22 protein-coding genes and 1 tRNA gene are annotated in these 23421 nt (G+C 67.6%); 13 read left to right on the forward strand and 10 right to left on the reverse strand.

What is annotated here, in order from left to right; all coding sequences use genetic code 11:
* Positions 1-23: 23 nt before the first annotated feature.
* Together KAJ83_RS19650 and gor are read right to left on the reverse strand one after the other, a co-directional pair.
* Positions 24-1337, reverse strand: a complete 1314-nt coding sequence (locus tag KAJ83_RS19650) for an Hsp70 family protein (protein ID WP_210682217.1) — start codon at positions 1335-1337, stop codon at positions 24-26.
* A gap of 90 nt (positions 1338-1427) precedes the next feature.
* Complete coding sequence (gor, locus tag KAJ83_RS11455; RefSeq protein WP_210682218.1) at positions 1428-2831, reverse strand: glutathione-disulfide reductase; 1404 nt, start codon at positions 2829-2831, stop codon at positions 1428-1430.
* Positions 2832-3041: 210 nt separating this feature from the next.
* Here gor and KAJ83_RS11460 point away from each other — a divergent pair, with 210 nt between their 5' ends.
* The 3 genes from KAJ83_RS11460 (at position 3042) to KAJ83_RS11470 (ending at position 4537) form a co-directional block, all read left to right on the forward strand.
* Positions 3042-3452, forward strand: coding sequence for a (2Fe-2S) ferredoxin domain-containing protein (locus KAJ83_RS11460; protein ID WP_210682219.1), 411 nt, complete (start codon positions 3042-3044; stop codon positions 3450-3452).
* A gap of 23 nt (positions 3453-3475) precedes the next feature.
* Positions 3476-3937: a hypothetical protein gene (locus tag KAJ83_RS11465; RefSeq protein ID WP_210682220.1), complete on the forward strand. Its 462-nt coding sequence runs from the start codon at positions 3476-3478 to the stop codon at positions 3935-3937.
* Positions 3938-4012: 75 nt separating this feature from the next.
* Positions 4013-4537, forward strand: a complete 525-nt coding sequence (locus KAJ83_RS11470) for a 2'-5' RNA ligase family protein (RefSeq protein ID WP_210682221.1) — start codon at positions 4013-4015, stop codon at positions 4535-4537.
* Positions 4538-4595: 58 nt separating this feature from the next.
* Here the strand turns inward: KAJ83_RS11470 and glmS are convergent, their stop codons facing one another.
* The 3 genes from glmS to KAJ83_RS11485 form a co-directional block, all read right to left on the reverse strand.
* The gene (gene glmS / locus KAJ83_RS11475; protein ID WP_210682222.1) at positions 4596-6434 is read right to left on the reverse strand and encodes a glutamine--fructose-6-phosphate transaminase (isomerizing); all 1839 of its coding nucleotides are present in this window, start codon (positions 6432-6434) and stop codon (positions 4596-4598) included.
* Between the two features lie 20 nt (positions 6435-6454).
* On the reverse strand, positions 6455-7837 hold the full coding sequence (gene glmU / locus KAJ83_RS11480; RefSeq protein WP_343221992.1) for a bifunctional UDP-N-acetylglucosamine diphosphorylase/glucosamine-1-phosphate N-acetyltransferase GlmU: 1383 nt from the start codon (positions 7835-7837) through the stop codon (positions 6455-6457).
* Positions 7838-8033: 196 nt separating this feature from the next.
* A complete protein-coding gene (locus KAJ83_RS11485; RefSeq protein WP_210682223.1) occupies positions 8034-8276 on the reverse strand; it encodes a hypothetical protein in 243 nt (80 codons plus the stop codon).
* A 175-nt stretch (positions 8277-8451) separates the two neighbouring features.
* On the opposite strand from KAJ83_RS11485, the gene gph reads away from it, so the two are divergent.
* Positions 8452-9171, forward strand: a complete 720-nt coding sequence (gene gph / locus KAJ83_RS11490) for a phosphoglycolate phosphatase (RefSeq protein ID WP_210682224.1) — start codon at positions 8452-8454, stop codon at positions 9169-9171.
* Positions 9172-9194: 23 nt separating this feature from the next.
* Here gph and KAJ83_RS11495 read toward each other — a convergent pair whose 3' ends face one another.
* On the reverse strand, positions 9195-10187 hold the full coding sequence (locus tag KAJ83_RS11495) for a DUF3108 domain-containing protein (RefSeq protein WP_210682225.1): 993 nt from the start codon (positions 10185-10187) through the stop codon (positions 9195-9197).
* Positions 10188-10327: 140 nt separating this feature from the next.
* Here KAJ83_RS11495 and KAJ83_RS11500 point away from each other — a divergent pair, with 140 nt between their 5' ends.
* The gene (locus KAJ83_RS11500) at positions 10328-10831 is read left to right on the forward strand and encodes an anti-virulence regulator CigR family protein (protein ID WP_210682226.1); all 504 of its coding nucleotides are present in this window, start codon (positions 10328-10330) and stop codon (positions 10829-10831) included.
* 110 nt (positions 10832-10941) lie between these two features.
* Positions 10942-11016 (forward strand) — tRNA-Val (locus tag KAJ83_RS11505).
* 66 nt (positions 11017-11082) lie between these two features.
* Here KAJ83_RS11505 and KAJ83_RS11510 read toward each other — a convergent pair.
* The 3 genes from KAJ83_RS11510 to KAJ83_RS11520 all read right to left on the reverse strand — a co-directional run bounded on the left by KAJ83_RS11510 (position 11083) and on the right by KAJ83_RS11520 (position 14661).
* Positions 11083-12102: a hypothetical protein gene (locus KAJ83_RS11510; protein WP_210682227.1), complete on the reverse strand. Its 1020-nt coding sequence runs from the start codon at positions 12100-12102 to the stop codon at positions 11083-11085.
* A 237-nt stretch (positions 12103-12339) separates the two neighbouring features.
* Complete coding sequence (gene spbR / locus KAJ83_RS11515) at positions 12340-13470, reverse strand: SpbR family protein (RefSeq protein ID WP_210682228.1); 1131 nt, start codon at positions 13468-13470, stop codon at positions 12340-12342.
* Between the two features lie 246 nt (positions 13471-13716).
* On the reverse strand, positions 13717-14661 hold the full coding sequence (locus tag KAJ83_RS11520) for a histone deacetylase family protein (RefSeq protein ID WP_210682229.1): 945 nt from the start codon (positions 14659-14661) through the stop codon (positions 13717-13719).
* A gap of 146 nt (positions 14662-14807) precedes the next feature.
* On the opposite strand from KAJ83_RS11520, the gene KAJ83_RS11525 reads away from it, so the two are divergent.
* The 7 genes from KAJ83_RS11525 (at position 14808) to KAJ83_RS11555 (ending at position 21547) form a co-directional block, all read left to right on the forward strand.
* The gene (locus KAJ83_RS11525) at positions 14808-15104 is read left to right on the forward strand and encodes an exodeoxyribonuclease VII small subunit (RefSeq protein ID WP_210682230.1); all 297 of its coding nucleotides are present in this window, start codon (positions 14808-14810) and stop codon (positions 15102-15104) included.
* A 19-nt stretch (positions 15105-15123) separates the two neighbouring features.
* Complete coding sequence (locus KAJ83_RS11530) at positions 15124-16026, forward strand: polyprenyl synthetase family protein (RefSeq protein WP_210682231.1); 903 nt, start codon at positions 15124-15126, stop codon at positions 16024-16026.
* 23 nt (positions 16027-16049) lie between these two features.
* Positions 16050-16535 (forward strand): GNAT family N-acetyltransferase, encoded by a 486-nt coding sequence (locus KAJ83_RS11535; protein ID WP_210682232.1) that lies wholly within the window; start codon positions 16050-16052, stop codon positions 16533-16535.
* 174 nt (positions 16536-16709) lie between these two features.
* Positions 16710-18662 (forward strand): 1-deoxy-D-xylulose-5-phosphate synthase, encoded by a 1953-nt coding sequence (gene dxs, locus KAJ83_RS11540; RefSeq protein ID WP_246484464.1) that lies wholly within the window; start codon positions 16710-16712, stop codon positions 18660-18662.
* Positions 18663-18907: 245 nt separating this feature from the next.
* Positions 18908-19300: a YbaN family protein gene (locus KAJ83_RS11545; protein WP_210682234.1), complete on the forward strand. Its 393-nt coding sequence runs from the start codon at positions 18908-18910 to the stop codon at positions 19298-19300.
* A 76-nt stretch (positions 19301-19376) separates the two neighbouring features.
* Positions 19377-20792, forward strand: coding sequence for an MATE family efflux transporter (locus KAJ83_RS11550; RefSeq protein ID WP_210682235.1), 1416 nt, complete (start codon positions 19377-19379; stop codon positions 20790-20792).
* The gene (locus KAJ83_RS11555) at positions 20789-21547 is read left to right on the forward strand and encodes a TlyA family RNA methyltransferase (protein WP_210682236.1); all 759 of its coding nucleotides are present in this window, start codon (positions 20789-20791) and stop codon (positions 21545-21547) included. Before KAJ83_RS11550 ends, KAJ83_RS11555 begins: the two co-directional genes overlap by 4 nt.
* A 26-nt stretch (positions 21548-21573) precedes the next feature.
* On the opposite strand, the gene KAJ83_RS11560 is transcribed toward KAJ83_RS11555, so the two are convergent.
* Positions 21574-23355 (reverse strand): S49 family peptidase, encoded by a 1782-nt coding sequence (locus KAJ83_RS11560; RefSeq protein ID WP_210682237.1) that lies wholly within the window; start codon positions 23353-23355, stop codon positions 21574-21576.
* Positions 23356-23421 lie beyond the last annotated feature (66 nt).

A 23421-nucleotide genomic window follows, 5' to 3' on the forward strand; every position in this document is an offset into this window, starting at 1 on the left:
GTCCAGGCGAGACCCACCCGGCGTTATCTCGCAAGCCACAGGTCCGAATCCGGCGCGCGCCCGATAAGCGCCAGCCCTTCGGCGACGGCGCTGAATCGTTCCCCGGCGCGGATTTTCCCGGCGCCGAAGCGATCGACGAACAGGCCGAGGGCGGCGGGCACGAGCGACGTGCCACCGGTCAGAAAGACATGGTCGATTTCCGTCTCGCGCAGACCGGCCGCGTCGATCGCGCGCGACATGACCGAGGAGATTTGCGCCAGATCCTCCGCGATCCAAGCCTCGAAATCCGCCCGTGCCACCGTCTCGCGCAGCCGCGCCGCGCCCAGATCGATCGCGACTTCCGCCGTCTCCTCCTCCGTCAGGCGTGCCTTCGCCTGCGAGACGGCCCGGGCGATCGCCAAGCCCGCATTATGCTCGATCGCATGGATCAGGGTATCGATCGCCGCCGGTGCCTCCGCCGTTCGTCGAATGTCCTTGAGCGCATCCAGATAGCGCGGCGCGCGCAGCCGCGTCAGCCGGTGCCATTGCGATAGGGCGGTATAGTAGTTCTTCGGCACCGGCAGCAGCTTGCCCTCGTTGCGATAGCCCGTACCGGCGCCGAAATGCTTGAGCAGCGCGTTCTGGACGATGCGGAAATCGAACCGGTCGCCCGCGATGCCCACGCCCGCATGGGACAGCAGGGCGGAGCGCACGCCGTCATCCCCCAGGCTGAAGCGCGCGACGGCGAAATCGCTGGTCCCCCCGCCCAAATCGGCGATCAGCACGCGCACCGAGGAGCGAAGCGCACGAAAGAACGAGAAGGCGCCACCGACGGGCTCCAGCGCGAGGTCGAAATCCGGGATCCCCGCCGCCGCGAAGGCCGCGCGATAGCGCGACACGGCCAGATCGTCGTCCGGCGCATCGCCGTGGAAGGTAACTGGCCGCCCGACCACCACGCGTTTCGGTCCCGGCGTCTCGCGGATCAGGCGGGCGATTCCGGCGCGGGTCAGATAGGCGCTCAGCAGGTCCGGAAACTCGAACCGCCGGCCGAGGATGTGCGTGCCGTCGAACGCATGGCTCGCGACATAGCTCTTGAAGGATTGAACGTAGCGAAAATCCTCGGGATGGCGCGAGGCGAGATCGATCGCGCGATCGCCCGTCTCCGCCGCCAGGACGGGGCGTCCCCGCTCCTCCGCCTCCTCGAAGGCGAGGACCGACGGATGGACGCCCCGTTCACCCGGCGGCGTGCCGAGGCGCAGAATCTCTACCGCCCCATTGCTGTCGGGCGCGGCCTTCGCCACGACGGTATTGGACGTGCCGAAGTCGATCCCGAAGGATGTAACCGGTGACGCGGACACGATTGGAAATCTCCCGACGGCACCGGAAAAGGGCCTAGGATCAATGAACGCCCCCGGGGCGGCGGGGCCCCGGGGTCGTGGGGGTGTGCGTTACTCCGCCGCCGCGCTCGCTTGTTCGCGGGTCACGCGCCGCGCGGCCTCGCGCATGGTGACGAATTCCTCCGCGCTGGTCGGGTGGATGCCGACCGTGGCGTCGAAATCGGCCTTGGTGGCGCCGGCCCGGAAGGCGACGGCGAAGCCCTGGGCGATCTCGCCCGCGTCCGGGCCCACCATGTGCAGGCCCACGACCCGGTTGCTCGCCACATCGACGAGGAGCTTCATCAGCGCGCGTTCCTCATTGCCGCTCAACGTATGCTTCATCGGGCGGAACTCGGCGCGATAGACGTCGATCTCGCCATATTGGGCGACCGCCTCGGCCTCGGTCAGGCCGACGGTGCCGATCGGCGGCGCGCTGAAAACGGCGCTCGGCACGTCGCGATAGTCCATCTTCCGGCTTTCGCCGTTATAGGTGTTGTAGGCGAAGACCATTCCCTCGCCCAGCGCGACCGGCGTCAGTTGAATCCGGTCGGTCACATCGCCGATGGCATAGATGCTGGGAACGTTGGTGCGATAATCCGCGTCCACCACGATGGCGCCGTTGGGCTTGGTCTTCACGCCGGCGGCCTCCAGCCCCAGCCCTTCGACCTTGGGGGAACGACCGATGGCGTAGAGCACCAGATCCGTCTCCAGCGTGGAACCGTCGGAGAGGTGGAGGAGAAGCGAGCCATCGGCCTGCTTCTCGGTCTTCTCGACCTCGGTCTTGAAGCGCAGATCGATGCCCTTCTTGCGGATCTCGCCCGCCAGATGCCCGCGCACCTCGTCGTCGAAACCGCGCATGAACAATTCACCGCGATAGAGCTGCACCGTCTCGACGCCCAGGCCGTTCAGAATGCCCGCGAACTCGACCGCGATATAGCCGCCGCCGACCACGACCGCGCGCCGGGGCAGCGTGTCCAGATAGAACATATCGTCGGAGACGACGCCGTATTCGGCGCCCGGTTCGCTCGGCCGGTTGGGATGGCCGCCGACGGCGATCAGGATACGCTCCGCCGTCACGGCCTCGCCGCCGACATCCACCGTGTGGGCGTCGCGCAGCACCGCGCGCGATTCATAGAGCGTGACCCCCGCATTGGAGAGCAGCTTGCCGTAAATGCCGTTCAGCCGCTCGATCTCCTTCGTCTTGTTGTCGCGCAAGGTCGGCCAGTCGAAGGACCGCTCACCGACCGTCCAGCCATAGCCGGCCGCGTCCTCGATCTCCTCCTCGACATGGGCGGCATAGGTGAAGAGCTTCTTCGGCACGCAGCCGATATTGACGCAGGTGCCGCCCAGATGGCGCTCCTCGGCGATGGCGACCTTGGCGCCGTTGGTCGAGGCCATGCGCGCCGCGCGCACCCCGCCGGACCCGGCGCCGATGACGAAAAGGTCGTAGTCGTATTGCGTCTCGCGCTCGGCCATGATGATGCTGTCCCCTATCCGTTGCACCCGCCCCCTTCGCGGCGGGTGGCGCCTGCGTGCGCCGCCGGTCGCGGCGGATGAAAATCGTGGTGATCCCGTCTCCACGGGATGATCTGTCGCTTAGATGGGCCCATATCGCAATGGGGCAAGACCCGGTCGGGCGAGACAGCTATGATCGGGCGGCACGAAGCGGCGCGAACGGGACCGAAAATGACCGATAGGCCAGAATCGAGCCGGGGGGACAGGGATACACCCCCCACGTCCAGGCAAGGGAAGGGCCAGGAAGAGAACGCGTCGTCGGAGGCGGGCTTCAGCACGCTGCGCCTGTGCATCAATTTCCGGGCGGGGGATTTCCTGCCCTCCTGCGGGGCGCGCGGGGCGAAGAGGCTCCATGAGGCGCTCGGCGAGGAAATGGCGCGCGCCCTGCCCGACATGACCCTCAAGCCCGTCCATTGCCTTGGTCGATGCCATCTCGGCCCGACGCTCAGGCTCTCGCCCCGGGGGCCGTTCCTGCTCGGCGCGCAAGCGGAGGACGTGCCCTTCATCGTGGACCGCCTGGCCGCCGGGGACATCGCCGCGCTCCAGGCCGCCTTCCCCGACCCGGAGGCCGGCGGTCGATGAACAGGCGACCGATGAACAAGCTGATGGCAGAAACAATCACCCGCCCCTTCGCGCCGACGATCCTTGCCGCCGCCCTACTCGCCGGCGCGGGACAGCTATCCGCCCAGACGCTCTACGACACGGGCGAGACCCGCCCGCGTCTGGAGGTTCCCCGCGATAACGCGCCGGCGATGGACGGTGTCCCGGATTTCGATGCCCTCGGCACGCGGGTGCGGATGGCGGCCGATGCGGGCAAGCTGAAGGAAAACCTGTCCCAGCCGCTCTCCAACGCCTGCGCCACCGATCGCTTCAACCAGCGCAAGCGCGGGCGCTATCACATCACGCTGGATCTGCCGTCCGGCGAGCGCAAGCGCTTCGGCTTCGCCGGCTCCAACGGCATGAACCTGCGCGATCCAAACAACCTGAAGGGTCCCAATCAGGGCTATCTCTTCGACCTCGACGGCACCAGCGAATGCCGCGTCTACGTGTTCCCGGTGACGTGGTGACGATATGACCCGCTTTCCGTGCCCAATCACTAAAGCATTGGAGGGGGACGGGATATCGATCCCTAGGAATAGCGCATGCCTCTCGCCGTAACGATCAGGTTGGACCGTGCCCTGTCGGCGGACATCGAATCGTTCTGGCGGGATCTTGGCCCGACTGACAAGGATATGGTGCCCCGCCTGCCCTATCCGCCTCACCTGACCCTTGCCATCCTGGATGATGCCATGCCGGCCGAGGAGGCGACACGGGTCCTATCCGGGCTGTCCGGCACCTTCCCGCGAACACCCATCAAGATATCGCATGTCGGTGTCTTCCCGGGAAAACCTGCCTATATCTTCCTGGCCCCCGTGGTCACGGAAGATCTTCTCACCCTCCACGACACGCTGGTGCGGGTGTTCCCCACCGATACCGTCCATATGCATCACCGTGTCGGAAACTGGGTGCCGCATATCACCGTCGGCGCCGCCTTGCGAAATATCGGGGGCATCATGGACCGCGCCCACGACATGACGACGACGTTACATGGCCGGACGGCGGAAGCAGAACTCGTCCAGTTCCCACCCGTCCACGTGATCGCGACCGTGCACCCAAGCACCCGGTGACAGGGAGGAATGGGCGAAACGTCCCTCGCCCATAACATCGCACGGTGTCTTCGGGGGCCTATTCGACCGTCACGCTCTTCGCGAGGTTCCTCGGCTGGTCGACGTCCGTGCCCTTCAGCACCGCCGTGTGATAGGCGAGAAGCTGGATCGGGATGGCATAGAGGATGGGCGCGACGAAGGGGTCGACCTTCGGCAATTCGATTTCCGCGAAGGGCTTCGCCATCGTGCGCATGCGGGTCAGCCCCTCGGCATCGGAAAGGAAGATCACCTTGCCGCCACGGCTCACCATCTCCTGCACGTTGGAGGCGGTCTTGTCGAACAGCGGGCCGGAGGGCGCGATCATGACGACCGGCACATCTTCCTCGATCAGCGCGATGGGGCCGTGCTTCATCTCGCCGGCGGCATAGCCCTCGGCGTGGATGTAACTGATTTCCTTGAGCTTCAGCGCCCCTTCCAGTGCGATCGGATAACCCGTCCCACGCCCCATGTAGAAGACGTCGCGCGCGTCCGCGACGGCGCGCGCGATGCTGGCGATATGCGCGTCATGGTTCAGCACCTCCGCCGCGCGGCCCGGCACCTCCGCCAGCGCGGCGGCCAGCGCCGCCTCCCGCGTGCGGTCGAGCGTGCCGCGCGCCTTGGCGAAGGCCATGGCGAGCGCGGCCAGAACCGTCAATTGCGTGGTGAACGCCTTGGTGGAGGCGACGCCGATCTCCGGCCCCGCCTGGGTCAGCAGCACGGCGTCGGATTCCCGCGCGATGGTCGATTCCGGCACATTGACGATGGAGAGGATGGTCTGGCCCGCGCGCTTGGCATAGCGCAGCGCCTCCAGCGTATCCATCGTCTCGCCCGACTGGCTGATGAAAAGGGCGAGGCCGCCTTCCGGCAGCGGCGTCTCGCGATAGCGCAGTTCCGAGCCGATATCGACCTCGGTCGGCAGGCGCGCCAATTGCTCGATCCAGTATTTCCCGACCATCCCGGCATAGGAGGCCGTGCCGCAGGCGGATATCGTGACCTTCGGCACCGCCGCCGGATCGATCGGCAATCCCGGCAGGGTCAGCGTCCCCTCCGCCGGGTTCAGATAGCTGTGCAGCGTATCGCCGATCACGGCGGGCTGCTCATGGATTTCCTTCTCCATGAAATGGCGGTAATTGCCCTTGCCGATCATGGCGCCGGAGACGGCGGTCTCCCGCACCGCGCGTTCGACCGGGCGGCTCCGCCCATCCTCGCCGAGTTGCCGGATCGTCGCGCCATCGGGCCGGACCACGGCCCAGTCGCCTTCCTCCAGATAGCAGATCCGCTTGGTCAACGGCGCCAGCGCCAGCGCGTCGGACCCGAAGAACATCTCCCCCTCGCCATAGCCGATGGCCAGCGGGCTGCCCCGCCGCGCGCCGATCATCAGATCGTGATGGCCGGCGAAGATCATGACGAAGGCGAAAGCTCCTTCCAGGAGGGGCAGTGTGCAATCGACCGCCTCCTCCGGCGAGAGCCCCTGGGCCAGATAGGCGCCGACCAGATGGGCGACGACCTCGGTATCCGTCTCGGACAGGAAGAGGCTCGGGTCGCCCACCCGCTCGCGCAGCTCCTGGTAGTTCTCGATGATGCCATTATGGACGATGGCGACATGGTCCGTCGCGTGGGGATGGGCGTTCGCCTCGTTCGGCACGCCATGGGTCGCCCAGCGCGTATGGCCGATGCCGGCGGTGCCGGTCAGAGGCTCGCCCTCCAGCACGCGGGCGAGATTGTCGAGCTTTCCCTCCGCGCGGCGGCGATCGATCCGGCCGTTGACCAGGGTCGCGATACCGGCGGAATCATAGCCGCGATATTCCAGCCGCTTCAACCCGTCCATCAGGCGGGGCGCCGCCTCCTGCTTGCCGAGAATCCCGATGATGCCGCACATGGCTTGATAGACCGACCTTTCTATTTGGATTTCTTCTCGCGGGCGGCTTTTTCCGCCGCCTTCGCCTCACGGAAGCGTGCCGCGCCGCCGTCGCGGGTCTCCTGCCGTGCCCGGGCAAGCGCGAGCGCGTCCGGCGCCACGTCCTCCGTCACCGTGGACCCGGCGGCGACCAGCGCGCCCGCCCCGATCTCCAGCGGCGCGACCAGCGCGCTGTTGGAGCCGATGAAGGCCCGAGGCCCGATCAGGGTGCGATATTTGGAATAGCCGTCGTAATTGCAGGTGATCGTCCCGGCACCGATATTGGCCTCCGCCCCGACCTCGGCGTCGCCGATATAGCTCAGGTGGTTCGCCTTGGCACCGGCGGCGAAGCGGGCATTCTTGACCTCGACGAAATTGCCGATGCGCGCGCCCTCCCCGATCGCGCTGCCGGGGCGCAGCCGGGCATAGGGGCCGATGGTCGCGCCCGCATGCACGACGCACCCTTCCAGATGACAGAAGGGCTTGATCACCGCCCCCTCCCCGACCGTCACGCCGGGACCGAAGACGGTGTTCTGGCCGACGCTGACATCGCGGGCGAGGGCCGTGTCGTGGCTGAACCACACGCTCTGAGGATCGAGGAGGATCGCCCCCTCCTCCTCCATCGCGTGGATACGGCGCGCGCGCTGCCAGCGCGCCTCCGCGTCCGCCAGGTCGCGCTTGCTGTCGACGCCGAGCAATTCGTCCTCCGCCGCCTCGATTACCGAGGCGCGGGCCCCATCCGCCAGCGCCAGGGCGACGATATCGGTCAGATAATACTCACCCTTCGCATTGTCGTTGCCGATCCGGTCGAGCCAGCGGAAGAGCCGGCCGGCCTCGATCGCCATGACACCGGCATTGCAGAGATCGACCGCGCGTTCCTCCGCGTTGGCGTCGCGATGCTCGACGATACGGGCGAGCGCGCCGCCCTCGTCCCGGATCAGGCGGCCATAACCCGTCGGGTCCGCCGCGCGGAAGCCCAGGACGACGACGCCCGCGCCCTCCTCCCGCGCCGCCGCCATGGCACGCAGCGTCTCCATCCGGATGAAGGGGGTATCGCCGAACAGCACGAACACCGTGCCCACCGCGAACCCGTCGAGCGTCGCGCGCGCCGCCTTGACCGCGTCGGCGGTGCCAAGCCGTTCCGCCTGCACGGCGACGGGAACCGGCGCCACGGCCCCGGCCAGCAGGGCTTGCGTATCCGGTCCGGAGACGACGACCCGCCGCGCGGGCGCCAGCCCCTCGATGGCGGCCAGCACATGGCCGATCATCGGACGCCCCGCGATCTCATGCAGGACCTTGGGCCGCGCGGATTTCATCCGGGTGCCGAGACCGGCCCCCAGAAGAACGGCCGCGATCGGTTCCTTGAGGGATGGGGATGTCGGCACGGGCTATAACGCTCTCGGCTCGGGATCGTTCGGATCGTGGAAGGGGGGCCCGGCGCGCCGTCTCTAAACCCGCCGGAAACCGGGCAGAACGTGCCACAGCCCATGTCCGAGGCCAAGTCACAAGCTGTTACCGGATTTTACCGACTGTTACGGTTTATGACGGTTTCGTTCAGGGTGCACGAGCAACTCGGGACGATCAGTCTTGTTGCGCTTGCCGCCCGCGCCCTTCCGCCAGAAGCTGGTCGATCAAGACCAGCGCGCGCGCCCGCCTTTCCGGCGGCAGGCTCTCCAACCCGTCATTGATGGCGAGTTGCATGTCGAGGCCCCATTCCCCGCGATGCCGCGCGGCGCGAATCAGACTAACCGCCAAATCCTCGCCCAGGATCACGGCGAGTTTCCCCTCCAGCACCGGAAGCGTGTCGGTACATCTGTCGCTCATGCGCCCTCACCACCCTTGGATACCATCATAGCCAATCGGGCGCGGCGCGTGTAGCCGCCAAATGCGCGAAACGGCCATCAACTCAGCACCCTATGCGCGATTTCCGACATCCCGCTCGCCCGGCCCCTTCCGGGACATTGCCGGGCGGGACGGCGCACGGCATAAGACGGACGCCATGACGTCATCGACATCCGCATCCCCCTCCCCCGCCACCACCCGGTTTCCCGTGCTGCTGTTCGATCTCGACGGCACGCTGATCGACAGCGCGCCGGATCTCGCCGCCGCCCTCAATCGCGTGCTGGCGGTCGCGGGCCGCCAGATGCTGCCCTTCGCCCGGGTCCGGAGCATGGTCGGCAACGGCGCGGCGAAGCTGGTGGAGCGGGGATTCGAGGCCACCGGCGGTCCGCCCGACGACCTGGGGGCGGAGACCGAGCGCTTCCTCGCGATCTATGGCCGGGCGCTCGCCTGCCATACACGGGTCTATGACGGGGTTGTGGATACGCTCGACCGTCTGGCGGAGGCAGGTCATGCGCTGGCGATCGCGACCAACAAGCCGCTGGCACCGACCCTGGCGGTGCTGGACGCGCTCGACCTCGCGCGGTTCTTTCCGGCGGACCATGTGGTCGGCGGCGACAGCTTCGCGGAGAAGAAGCCCGCGCCGGACCCGCTGCTCGGGCTGCTGGGCCGGATCGGAGCCGCGCCAGAGGCGTCGGTCATGATCGGCGACAGCCACAATGACGTGGAGGCCGCGCGCGCCGCCGGCATCGCCGCCGTCGCGGTCGGATACGGCTATTGCCGGGGGCGGCCCGAGGACCTGGGCGCCGACGCGCTGATCCAGGATTTCGCGGGGCTTCCCATGGCGCTCGACGGCTTGGCGCGCCGGTCCCGACCATAGCCGCGTGCGTCGGACAACCGGCGCTACTCCTCCGCCATGATGTCCCGACCGGGGTCGAGAGCTATCCGTTCAGCCCCCGCATAGGCACCGACCAAATGAATGACGAGCCGTCCGAAGGCCGTCTCCACCTCCGCGCGCACGGGCACGGGCGGCGCGTCCGCGATCGGACGACCGACCCAGACGGTACGGTCCCGCGCCGTCTCGGAATATTTCGACTGCTCCGCGCGGAAGCCGCCGATGCGTTCGATCTCCAATCGGCAGGCGCGCGCCTCGCCGGCATAGATAGTGTAGTCGTTCCGAGCGAATTGCGTCGTGCCCCCATCGCTCACCCTGACGTCATAGCGCCGCCTTCCGTCGAACAGACGCAGCGTCGCCTCGCATGTCCCGCCGGAAGCCAGCATCTCCGACAACGCGACGATCGCGCTCATCGGATCGACCGTGCCGTCGGTCGCGCCCACCGGGATGGGGGTGAAGTCGTCATCCTCGTCGGGACGGGACGCCCGGCGGCTTTCGAAATCACCATCCGCGTCATATTCGAGGATTGCCCAGCGCGGATCTCCCTGCCATTCGCCACGATTGCGGTGCTGGGCCGGTTTCGGGATCAAGGGAGGGCGATGCGCCGCCTGGCCGTCGCTTTCGGCCGTGCGCCTGGCAAGCGTTCCCCGGCTTTCCGCCCGGCCGCGCCATTCGGAGAACCAGTCGAGCAGGCCGCGCGCCCGCGCCTCCCCGCTGAGGTGATAGCGGTCCGCCCGTCGCTCCAGCGCCGCGCGGGCGGAACCGATATGCATGCCGCCGAAATAGGCCTCGTATTCCAGACGCAACCCGCGATCCAAAGGCACCTCGATCGGCGCGCCCGGCAGTGTCTTGGGGAGGGCGGCATCGGTGTCCACCGCGGTATCGGCGCGCGCCCCCACCGGACCGGCCAGCATGAGGGAGAACACCGCGAACGCCAGCAGCCCGCTCCTACCGGACCCCGCTCCGCGCCCATGCCGCGCGATATCTGGAATGGTCTCCATGATGTCCGATATAGGCACGCCCCCGCGCGGAGCCAGGGCTTCCTCGCGAAAATCTTGCCTCGGACCGGTCGGGACACCATTTCCCTGGTTGGGAGGGCAATCTCGTCGAGAACCGGGAAACACCGGAAGGGAGACGCCCTATGTCATATCCCCATGTCTTCAGTCCGCGCCCGACCACCCGCCGCGTTTCCACGGCATTCGCGGGTCTGGCCGTGGCGCTCGTCCTCGGCCTGACCCAAATTCCGGTAGCGCAGGCCAAGAACGACAAGGCGAAAGGGGTCGGTCATTCCGCCTCCCAAGGCCAGGGCGGCAACTCCACCGGCGACCGCCTGGAGGACGAGGTGATCGACGAAGTCCTCGACGGCATATTCGGCGAGGATGAACGCACGATCATCGAACGCTATGCCCAGAGCCACGGGTTGAAGGGGAAAAGTCTGCCGCCCGGCATCGCCAAGAACGTGGCCCGCGGCAAGCCGCTGCCACCGGGTATCGCGAAACGCACACTGCCGGCGGATCTTTCCTCCCGCCTGCCGCGACTGCGGGCGGGGCTGGAACGGATCATCGTCGGCGACGACGTCACGATCATCGAGGAAGGAACCCGTGTCGTCGTCGACATCCTGAAGGACGTGCTGCGACGCGGATAAGCCCCTTCGACGCATCCCGACACGCGCCCCGTGCTTGACAACGCCCCCCGCGCCCGCGTAAAGGACGCGGCGTCGCGGGCGGGGCAATGCCCTACCACTCATCGCGAAACGGGCGCGTAGCTCAGCGGGAGAGCACTGCCTTCACACGGCAGGGGTCACTGGTTCAATCCCAGTCGCGCCCACCACCGAAACCCCTTGGTATCCAAGGGGTTTTGTTGTTTTGGAAATGCCTTGGACGCGGATGCGGCCGGTCAGGCCAGCAGCGAGACCAGCGCGCTCTGAATGCGTTGACGGCCGGCTTCGATCTCGTCGTCGCGAGTCATGCTCTGCAGCGTGTTCTCGACGACCGTGATGGTGCCGTCGGCCAAGGCGTCGAAATGAAAGCCCTTGCCCGCGTTATAAAGGGCGAGCGCCTCCTCCTGCCAGGGGGCCGTGGTCTCCGGCCCATCCTCGTCCGCGGCCAGGAATTCCGGAGTCACCGTGTCGATCGTATTGCGCTGGACGGTGACATTGCCCGCCTCATCCAAATCGAGAAAATAGTCGTCGCCGCTGCTGGCATTGCCGATCGCGCTAAAATGCCAAGCCTGGGTCGCGATCGAGTCGCCGCGCAGGATCGACCGCAACTCGTCGCGCGCGCGCATCAGCTTGAGCCGATCCTCGCCATTCTCGACATCGCTGAAATTATGCTCGAGCTGGTCGATCACGACCTTGTTGCCCTCCCCGTCGAGGGCGAGCTTCACCGGCCGGCCGGCTTCCGCCAGGGACTGGAAACGCCGCTCCCAATATTCCTCCGGCGGGGAATAGTTCTTCATCTCCTCGATCCGCAGGATACCGAAAGCAAGCTCGGCGCGCATATTGGCCTTGGTATCCTCGAAATCTGACTGCTTCACCAAGTCCTGCATCTGCGTTATGGCCTCGCGGATCGCGGCCTGCTGACGCGCCGTCTTGCCCTGGAGGTCGCTCTCGCTCTGGGCGGCCGCCTTGATCTGTCCCTTCTCGTCGATTTCCAACGTGAAAGGCTGTCCGGTCGACTGCAGGAAGCCGCCGATGGTCTCCCACTCCTGCTCGGGCTGGATCACGCCTTGGGCGATGCCCCGCAGGCGCGTTAGCGCGGACTGGAAAATTCGTTGGCGATTGGCATCGGCCCCCAGTTGATCGAGGGTGCGGCGAATATCGACGGCGCCACCTGTCTTGATCTTGAAGGATCCAGGCTTCTGCTGCGCGGCGGAGAGAATCTGGCTCGCGCCCGAGGCACCAATCTCCGAAGCCATTTCTACGACTCCCTGGTTCGCACGATCAAGGATATCGTCGTCACGGTTTGTGGGATCGGGGGCGTCGTCCCCCGCCACGGAAACCGCGCGCGATCAACTCATGGCGCCATAGTCCACGAAATCACGCCATTCATGCCCTTCTGGCACGCAAAACCTATACCATTCGCACTTCCCCGCCGCAAGTTGGATGCACCCCCCTTCCATGCCTCCCCCGAACGGGGAGGAGGGAGGGAGCATTCAGGCCGTATGACGGGTATCGGAGAGCTGATTGAACTTGGCGAGGAGGTAATCGACATTATCGATTCCGAACTCGTCCACGATCGCCTCATTCTCGGTCAATACATGTTCGAGGAGCCGACGCATCCGCGTATCCGGGTCCTCGTCCGTGCGCTCCAATTCGGCGTTATGGGCCTGCCGGATGGCGGTCTCGAAGGCCGGGTAGAGCGGTTTCGGCAGGCGGGCCTTGTCGTAGAGGGATCTTAGGCCCAGCGCGCCCTCGTCATGGATCAGCACCCGCGCGTTCTCGAGCGGAACCCGGGCGAGACGCGCCATCGCGGCCTCGAAGAAGCCGAGATCGCCGAGGCACACGCTGCGCAGCACCAGCGAGGGCGTCAGACGGCCATTAGCCGCCAGTTGCTCGACCAGCGCCGCCGCATCCCCGCTATTCTCCGCGGCGAGTTGGACCGTCGCGCGTTCGCGGCTGTGCATGACGAGATCGGTCGCGGTCTCCTCCGGCAGCGCGTGATGCGTGACCAGATGGGTACGCAGAGCCTCCGACACGAGGCTCACCAATTTCTCCGCGATCGTGACCGGCAGATGCTCCCGATTCACCAGGGGGGCTTGCACCCGCTCGCTATGGCCGAAATCGGAGACCACCTTCTCCAACGTCGTTTCCGAAAGGTCGGCCCCCTTGTTGCCGACCAGGCTGACCACGGCGTCCTCGTTACCGATATCGACGATCGCGGAAGCCACCGCGTCCGAAACCGTTTCCCGTTCCGCGATCGCGATCTGACGGGCCGGCGTGGCCGCGCCCAATATCTCGACCAACTCCTCATCCGACAGCGCCGAGGATTCACGGAGCATCGGCAGCGCCACTCCATCCTCCCGGTCGCGCGCCAGTGCCCCGGCGATTTCTCCCGACAAATCGGGCGCGGTTTTCAGATTCTGGGCGAGGGCGGCGCGAACCCGTTCCTCCGCGTCCTTCACCAGCACGCGAAAGATATCCTCCGCGATGACGCGTTCCTCGGCGGTCATTCCCCCGGTGCCGAATGCACCGGAAACCTTCTCGGCCGCGGCGATGCGGCCTTCCCCCGAAGGGTCGGTCATCAGCCGTTCGACATCGGCGGCGGAAAGCGTGTACTTGGCCATGCTGTTCATCCGGTTTCACGCCGGGACGGAAGGGCCGGGCCGTCGATCCGGCGACGCGATCGCCGGGAACCCGGACAGGGACGGCCCTCCGACCCCGGCCGCGACACCCATCCCACTTAGTTCACAAGATAGGACCAAAGCACCGGCCTGACCAGTATGCACGATCACGCGGCCTCGATACGATATCCCCCTCGCCCGGTTTCACCCCGTGTTCGCGGCGGAAATGGGGGCGACGGCCAAACGCCTTCAGCCACCGATCAGCGCGCGCATATGCTGGGTCGTGCAGCGGGTGAGCGCGCCCAGGTCGTAGCCCCCCTCCAGCAAGGAGACGACCTTGCCGCCGCATGCCGCCTCGGCGATCGCGACGAGTTGCTCCGTCGCCCAGAAATAATCCTCGTCCGTCAGATCGCAATCGGCGAGCGGATCGTCGTGATGCGCGTCGAACCCGGCGGATATGATCAGAAGTTCGGGTTGGAATGCCGCCACCTTCGGCAGCAAGCGGCTCTCCATGATCTCCCGAAACTCCACGGAGGTCGCGCCGGGCGGCATGGCCGCGTTCACGATATTCTCCGCTATGCCGCCGATGCCGGGGCGGCCGGTGCCGGGATAGAGCGGCCATTGATGGGTCGACGCATAGAGAATCGCCGCCTCGTTCTCGACGCACGCCTCCGTCCCGTTGCCGTGATGAACATCGAAATCGACGATCGCCACCCGGTGCGCCCCATGGGCATGATGCGCGTGCATGGCGGCGATCGCGGCGTTGGAATAGATGCAGAAGCCCATGGAATGGGCCGGTTCCGCATGATGGCCGGGCGGACGGGTCGCGCAGAAGGCACGCGGTATCTCGCCCCCCATCACCGCGTCGACGGCGGCCACGGCCGCGCCGGCCGAACGCAGCGCCGCCTCCCGCGATCCGGGCCCGACCGCCGTGTCGGCATCGAGCCGCACGCGGGCGTCCTCCGCCTCCGCCTGATCGAACACCGCATCGATCCGGTCAAGATATGGCTCTGGATGAACGCGGGCGAGGACCTCACGCGGCGCGCGCGGGGCCTCCCGGCGGGGCAGATGCTTGAATTCATCGGCATCCAGGGCCCGCAGCACGGCCTTCAGGCGCGCCGGGCTTTCCGGATGGCCGGGGCCCATGTCGTGGCCGGCGCAGGCGGGATGGGAGAGAATAAGGCAATCGGTCATGATATCCGTAAGCTAGACAGGCACCGCCCCCCGGACAAGGGCCCTGACGCCACTCGCTGACGCGTTGAAGGCGGCATCGGCGCCGTCTATGCTCGCGCCTCCATCGCGAGGCCGTTCACGCCAGATAGAGAGGGAGCCCGAGCGCCATGGCCAGAGCCAAAGCCAACACCGCGCGCACAGACCCGGACGAATCGGGAGCGGAGCCCCTGCCCGAGGATATCCGGGCCATGAGCTTCGAGCAGGCGATGCAGGAACTGGAAGCGATCGTGCGCGAGTTGGAGCAGGGCGAGGCCAGCCTCGACGCCGCGATCGAGCATTACAGCCGGGGCGCCCAGTTAAAGCGCCATTGCGAGACGAAGCTGAAGGAAGCGAAGGCGCGGGTCGAGAAGATCACGGTCGGATCGGACGGCACGGTCTCCGCCGATCCGGCGGATCTCGACTGAAACGGAGCGGCAAGCGGTCATGAACGATCTGAAAACCGCGCTCAAGGAGAGCGCGAAGGCGGTCGAAGGCGAACTGGAGCGGCTGCTGGAATTGGAAAAGGCGCCGGAGAAGCGCTTGATAGAGGCGATGCGCCATGCGGTTCTGGGCGGCGGCAAGCGGATCCGCCCCTTCCTCGTGATGCAATCGGCGAAGCTGTTCGGGGTGGCGGAGCAATCGCGGCTGCGCGCGGGCGCGGCGCTCGAGCTGGTGCATTGTTATTCGCTGGTGCATGACGATCTGCCGGCGATGGATGATGACGATTTGCGGCGCGGCCGACCGACCGTGCACAAGGCCTTCGACGAGGCGACGGCGATCCTGGCGGGCGACGCGCTGCTGACCCTCGCCTTCGAGGTAATCGTCCACCCGGCGACCCACTCCAACCCCATGGTGCGGGCGGAACTGACCCAGATGCTGGCCAAGGCCGCGGGCGCCCACGGCATGGTGGGCGGACAGATGATCGACCTCGCCGCCGCCGAGGCGGCGACCGGCGGCAAGCCGCTCGACATCGGTGGAATCACGCGCCTTCAGCGCTTGAAGACCGGGGCGCTGATCGATTTCGGCTGCGCGGCGGGCGCGGCGCTCGGCCGGGCGCCGGAACATGCGCGCGGCGCGCTCAAGGGCTACACGCACGATCTCGGCCTCGCCTTCCAGATCGCCGACGACCTGCTCGACGTCGCGGGGGACGAGGCCAAGGCGGGCAAGAAGCTCTTCAAGGACGCGGATGCCGGAAAGGCCACCTTCGTCTCGGTCCTTGGGGAGGATCGGGCGCGCGACCAGGCCAACCGGCTGGCCGACCAAGCGGTGGAACATCTATCGATCTTCGGCAAGGAAGCGGACCTGCTGCGCCAACTCGCCCGCTTCGTTGTGGAGCGGGAGAGCTGACGGACCGGCCCCATATCGCCGAGATGGGCGCCGACGATCCGGCCCTGCCCCACATCGCGCGGCGGATCAACGAGACCTGGGCGGATTCTCATACCTATAGCCTCGCGGAAACGACCGCCTGGCTCCGCGATACCGCCGGCGCGGCCAGCGAGGCCGTCTTCCTCGCCCGCGCGGGGGAGGACCCCGTCGGCTGCGCCCTTCTGGTGGCGAACGACCTGCCCTGGCCCGCGGCGGAAGGACCCTGGCTGTCGAGCCTGCTGGTGGAGCCCGGATGGCGCCGAACCGGGATCGCCGGGCGGTTGATCGAGGCCGTCGCCGCACGCGCCGCGATGTTGGGCCATGCGAACCTCTATCTCTACTGCGTGCCCGGGGCGCTCGCGCGTTACTATGCGACACGGGGCTTCGCGCCGGTCGAGCCGGTCACGATCGACGGCCGGCCCTATCAGGTCATGAAGCACCCCCTCGCCCACCGTCGCCCCTCGCCGACGAACGGCGTGTTCCGGCAATGACGAATGCGCGGGTGGCGAGGGAACGCCGCCCGGTAGCCAGGCTTCGGGCTGGAAATACCCGCCGCGACACGTTACATCGACCCTTCCAGCCCTGCGGCGCACGGCCTGCGGAGAATGGCCCGCGGAAGATACCCCCGCGAGAGACAGGGCGGCTGGGCGACGAGGAGCGATCTCTTGACGTTGACGACCCCAACCCTCGACACGGTCCACCTGCCGGCCGATCTACGCCGCCTGCAGCCGGAGGAATTGCGGACGCTGGCGGACGAGTTGCGCCAGGCGACGATCCACGCCGTTTCCAAGACCGGCGGACATCTGGGCGCGGGCCTCGGCGTGGTCGAACTGACGGTGGCGCTCCACTACGTCTACGACACGCCCGCCGACAAGCTGATCTGGGATGTCGGGCACCAGTGCTATCCGCACAAGATCCTGACCGGCCGGCGCGACCGGATCGAAACGCTGCGCCAGGGCGGCGGCCTCTCCGGCTTCACCAAGCGGGACGAGAGCGAATACGACCCCTTCGGCGCGGCGCACAGCTCGACCTCGATCTCCGCCGGTCTCGGCATGGCGGTGGCGCGCGATCTGTCGGACGGCGACAACCACGTGGTCGCCGTCATCGGTGACGGCGCCATGTCCGCGGGCATGGCTTACGAGGCCCTCAACAACGCCGGCGCGATGCATTCCCGTCTGACCGTCATCCTTAACGACAACGATATGTCGATCGCGCCTCCCGTCGGCGCGATGAGCGCCTATCTCTCCCGCCTGCTCTCCTCCAAGCAGTATATGGGGCTGCGCGAATTCGGACGCGGCATCGCCGAACGGTTTCCCAAGCGCCTGGAACGCGCGATGGAGAAATGGGAGGAGTATGCGCGCGGCTTCGTCACCGGCGGCACGCTGTTCGAGGAGATGGGCTTCTACTATATCGGCCCGATCGACGGCCATAACCTCGACCATCTGCTGCCCGTCCTGAAGAACGTGCGAAACGCCAAGGACGCGGGCCCCGTCCTGATCCATGTCGTGACCCAGAAGGGCAAGGGCTACGACCCGGCCGAACAGTCGGCGGACAAGTATCACGGCGTGGCCAAGTTCGACGTCGTCACCGGCACCCAGAAGAAGGGCAAGCCCAACGCCCCGGCCTACACCAAGGTTTTCGGCCGTACGCTTTCCAAGCTTGCGGAGGCCGACGACAAGATCGTCGCCATCACCGCCGCCATGCCGTCGGGCACCGGCGTCGACATCTTCCAAGAGACACACCCGACGCGCAGCTTCGACGTCGGCATCGCCGAGCAGCATGGCGTCACCTTCGCCGCCGGCCTCGCCGCCGAAGGGTATAAGCCCTTCGCCGCGATCTATTCGACCTTCCTGCAGCGCGCCTATGATCAGGTGGTGCACGATGTGGCGATCCAATCGCTGCCCGTGCGCTTCGCCATCGACCGGGCGGGTTATGTCGGCGCGGACGGGCAGACCCATTGCGGCGCCTTCGATGTCGCTTATCTCTCCTGCCTGCCGAATTTCATCGTCATGGCCCCGTCCGACGAGGCGGAACTGGCCGCCATGGTCGCCACCCAGGTCGGGATCGACGACCGGCCATCGGCCGTGCGTTATCCGCGCGGCGAGGGTGTCGGCGTCGAAATGCCGGAACACCCCGCCCCGCTGGAAATCGGCAAGGGCCGCATCGTCCGCCAGGGCGCGAAGGGCGCGCGCGGCGCGGTCGCGATCCTCTCCCTCGGCAATCGCCTACAGGACGCGCTGGCCGCCGCCGACCGGTTGGGAGCGCGCGGCCTCGTCACCACGGTGGCGGATGCCCGCTTCGTCAAGCCGCTGGACGGCGACCTGATCCGGCAATTGGCGGAAAGCCACGACCTCCTCATGGTGATCGAGGAAGCCTCCATCGGCGGTTTCGGCAGCCATGTGCTCGACTTCCTGGCGCGCAACGACCTGATGAAGGGGCTGGCCGTGCGCCCGATGGCCATGCCGGATCGCTTCCTCGACCAGGACAAGCCGGAGGAGCAGGTGCGCCTCGCCGGCCTCGACGCCGACGCGATCGTCGCCACCGCCCTCGACGCCCTCGGCATAGACGCCGGCGATCGAGGGAACAGCGACGACAAGGACGCCCCCGCCCGGGCCTGACGTCGAAGCGCGGTCCCCGAAAGGAGGCCGCGTTTCATTTTGTGGTCTTCACCTTGTTCACGGAAAGACCGCAACCCTGGCGCAATCCGATGACCACGCCAGCAGAGTGTAGCCGACTAGAGCATGAAGATATGATGCGGCCCCGCCGCACGCCTCGTCGACGGCGCGTCGGGCTTGCCGCCGGGGGACGGGCGCGATAGCCAAGGGATGTTTCGCCTGTTTCCCTGGGGAGCGGAAGCCCGCCCGTGACCGACGCCGCGCGCCGACATCTTTTCTTCGCGATCGGTATCGTCGCCACCGCGCTCGGCTTCGTCGGCGTGGCCTTGCCGATCATGCCGACGGTGCCGTTCCTGATCGTGGCGGTCTGGGCCTTCTCGCGGTCGAGCCGCCGGTTCCACGATTGGCTCTATCACCATCCCACCTATGGTCCGACGCTTCGCCGATGGGACAAATATCGGGTGATCCCGCCACTGGCGAAGCTGTGGTCCGTGTTGGCGATGGCCGGCGGGCTGACGCTGACGGCGCTGTTCACCGAGGTTCCCGCCTGGGCCGTGGTCGGCGCGGCGGTCGCGATGACGGCGGTCGGGATCTATATCTGCACGCGCCCGTCCCGCCCGCCGCCCGGAGCCGGCATATAGCGGCCGATAGATAGCGCGGCGCGGGCCGGCGCGCGGCGCTTTAAATTCCCGGGAATTTCCCCCATAAGCCACCGCCATGAGCAAGCCGACGGCCATCGACAATCTGGATGCGCGCGGGGAAACCCGCGCGATGCTGACGCTTGCCTGGCCGATCGCGGGGTCGATGCTGCTGCTGATCGCGACGGACACGGTCGATGTGGTGATGATCGGCCATCTGGGGGAACGGGAGTTGGCGGCGGCGGCGCTGGGCTTCAACTTCGCGATCCTCTTCATCCTGTTCGCCGTCGGCTCGATGAGCGCGGTGGCCGCGCTGGGCGCGCAGGCGATCGGCGCGGGCGATGCGCGCGGCGTGCGCCGCACCATGCGCCAGGGCGTGTGGTTCGCGGTGCTGGCGAGCGGACCGTGCGTCGCGATCATGTTGCAGGGGGAGGCTATCCTGATCGCGCTGGGTCAGGACCCGGGCCTCGCGGCATTGGCGCAGACCTATCTCGACTATTTCGCCTGGACGCTGGTGCCGGTGTTCCTGATCATCGTCTTCCGCAACACCATGGCGGCGTTCGAGGTGGTGCGCCCCGGCCTCTATTTCATCATGGCGATGGTGCCGCTCAACGTCGCGCTCAACTGGGTGTTGATGTTCGGCGGGCTGGGGCTGGTGGCGCCGATGGGGCTGCCGGGGGCCTCGCTCTCCACCCTGATCGCGGAGAGCATCGGCGTCCTGCTCTATATCGTCTATCTACTCCGCGCACCGAAGTTCCGCGCCATGGCGCTGTTCCGCAATTTCCACCGGCCGGATTGGCCGCGCTTCCGCTCGCTGTGCCGGATCGGCCTGCCGGCCGGCGGCCTCGCGATGGTGGAACATGGGATGTTCGTCATCGCCGCCCTGCTGATGGGCGTCATCGGGACGACGCAGCTCGCCGCCTTTCACATCGCGACCCAGGTGATCTCGATGATCTTCGTCGTCGCCTTCGGCATCTCCCAGGCGGCGTCGATCCGGATCGGCGGGGCCGCCGGGGCGCGCGACCTGCCGTTGGTGCGCTGGCGCGGGCGGCTCGCCTTCCGGCTGACGGCGGTGCTGATGGGGCTGCTCGGCGTCGTGTTATGGCTGGGCGCGGAGGAGATCTTCGCCCTCTTCGTCAACGACGCCGACCCGAAGGCGGCGGAGTTGATCCGCATGGGGGCCGGCTATCTGACGATCGCCGCCGTCTTCCAACTGGTCGACGGGTTGCAGATCGTCGCCTGCGGCGTGCTGCGGGGCCTCAACGACACGGTGGCGGCACTGTGGCTCGGCCTCGTCGGCTATATCGCGGCGGGGGTGGGCTTCGCCTGGCTTTTCGCCTTCCCGCTGGCAATGGGCGGGGACGGGGTGATCTACGGCCTGTCGGTCGGGCTGGCGATGGTGGCGGCGCTGGCGCTGGCGCGCTTCCATCTGCTGACCCGAAGCGAGGGGGTAGCCTTCCGCCGACTGCTGCGCGAGGAGGCGCCCGCGGCATGAGCGCGTCGAAACCCTCGAAGCAACGCGCCGATCAGGCGCTGGTCGATCGCGGGCTGGTGGAAACGCGTAGCAAGGCGCAGGCCCTGATCATGGCCGGCAAGGTCTTCACCGGCGAGCAACGGGTCGAGAAACCCGGCCAGCCGATCGCGGCGGACAAGCCGCTCGACGTGCGCGGCCAGGACCACCCCTGGGTCAGTCGCGGCGGGTTGAAGCTGGAAAAGGGTCTCGCCGCCTTCGCCATCGACCCGGCGGGCATGACGGCGATCGATGTCGGCGCCTCCACCGGCGGCTTCACGGACGTGTTGTTGCAGAATGGCGCGGCGCATGTCCATGCGGTCGATGTCGGGCGCGGTCAGCTTCACTGGAAGCTGCGCCAGGACGACCGCGTCACCGTGCTGGAGAGCCGCAACGCCCGCCAATTGACGGCGGAGGATGTGCCGGAGCCTGTCGATATCGTCGTCTGCGACGCGAGCTTCATCGGGCTGGAGAAGGTGCTGCCCGCCGCGTTGGCGCGCACCAAGCCGGAAGCGTGGCTGGTCGCCCTCATCAAGCCGCAGTTCCAGGTCGGCAAGGGGGAGGTCGGCAAGGGCGGCGTGGTGCGCGACCCGGCCCTGCATGAACGAGTGTGCGGGGAGGTCTCCGACTGGCTCGCCGCCCTGCCCGGCTGGCATGTCCTGGGCTTCGCGGAAAGCCCGATCACCGGCCCCCAGGGCAATGTCGAATTCCTGATTGGCGGGCGCAAGCGGGCCGGATAGCGGCCCGACGCCCTTTCCCGGTTGCCCTACCGCGCCACCCGGATCGGCGGCATGGCAAGCGGCCCGGCGGCCAGCGCGCGGAAGGGCGCGAGATCGCCCGTCACCGCCTCCACCTCCCGGCCGAGGATGCGCGCGCCCGCCGTGGCGACGAGGTCGTCGAACCCGCCCCCGCCATCGACCCACTCCACCGCGCGCTCCCAGGGCGATTTGGGCTCCGGCATCAGCCGCAGGTCGAGCGGCGCGTCGGCCGGCAAGTCGAGCGCGCCGCGCACCTCCGCCACGGCTTGCGAGAAGCCGCCCAGCGCATCGACGAGGCCGACATCGACCGCGTCCTCCCCCAGCCAGACCCGCCCACGCGCGGCCCGGTCGATCCCGGCATCGTCCAGGCCCCGCGCCCGCGCGACATGGCCGGTGAAGCCGTCATAGACCGAATCCAGCATGGCGTCGAAGCGCGCCCGCTCGCCCGCGTCGAAACGGTCGACGAAGCTCCACATCCCGGCATTCTCGCCCGCCGCGATGCTGTCCCATTCGACGCCAAGGCGGTTCCACAACTCGCGCGTGGCGAGCTTGCCGGAATAGACGCCGATGGAGCCGGTGAGGGTTCCGGGCGAGGCGACGATGCGGCTCGCGTCCAGGCTGACCATATAGCCGCCCGAGCCCGCGACATCCCCCATTGAGACGATGACGGGCTTACCCGCCTCGACCAACCGGCGCACTTCCCGCCGCACCATGTCGGAGGGACCGTAGGCGCCGCCCGGGCTTTCCACCCGGAAGAGGACGGCGGCGATGCCCGCATCCTCCCGCGCGTCGGCGAGCGCCTGGGCGACCGCATGCGGGGCGAAACCGCGCGGGCCGAACAGCGGATTGCCCGAGCCTTCCTCCGGCGTGATCGGCCCGACGCCATAGATCAGGGCGACGGATTTCTCCGCCGTCCCCTCCACATCCGCGCGGGCCACGGCGAGATACTGCCCGGGATGGACGTGACGCGCCTGCCCCCCGACCGCCGCGTCCACGGCCGCCAACATCTCGTCGCGATAGCCGAGGCGATCGACGAGGCCGACATCGCGCGCCTCCGCCGCGAGGAAGGGGCCCGCATCCACCAGCCCGCGCACGCCCGCGGGGTCGAGGCCGCGATTGAGGGCGACGATCCCGCTCAACTGACGGACCCAGCCGTCGACCACGCGACGCAGGGATGCCTCGACCGGCGGCGAGAAATCGCGCCGGATCAGCGGATCGATACCACCTTTATATTCGTGGCGCTGGCCGACCTCGGCCTCGATATCGAGATCCGCCAACGCTTCCGCGAAGAAGGGCGATTCGATCGCGATGCCGGAGAAACCGACCCCGCCCGAAGGCTGCAGCCACAGATCGTCGAAGGCCGTCGCCACGGCGACATCCGGCATCTGATCGCCGAGCGCGCCCAGATCCTCCGCGAAGGCGATCGCGGGCTTGCCGCTCTCCCGGAAATGGCGGATGGCCTCGGCCAGTTCCTGCGCCTCCGCGACGCCAAGCCCGGCCCCGCCGACCGAGGCGACCAATGCCTTGATCCCCGCATCGTCGCGCGCGCGCTCGATGGCCTCGACCATCTCGCGCAGGCTGGGGGCGGGATCGGTGTCGAAGAAGGGGGGATCGCCCGGCTTTTCCAAGGGTGCGACGGTCAGGTCGAGGCTGAGGACCGCGTTCTCCGGCAGGGTCGGGTCGTCCTGGCGCACGGAAAGGGTGAAGGCCGTGACCGCGAGTAGCAGAACGGCGAATAATCCACCGAAAATCGCGAAAAGCCATAGCGTGAAGCGACCGAAGGCGCGCATCCATCCTCCTCCGCGCCGCCGGGTGGCGACGCCATCGGGTTATCGGGTCGGGGACGATCCCGGGGC

Source organism: Marivibrio halodurans, from assembly GCF_017963645.1.
Lineage (GTDB): Bacteria > Pseudomonadota > Alphaproteobacteria > UBA8366 > Aestuariispiraceae > Marivibrio > Marivibrio halodurans.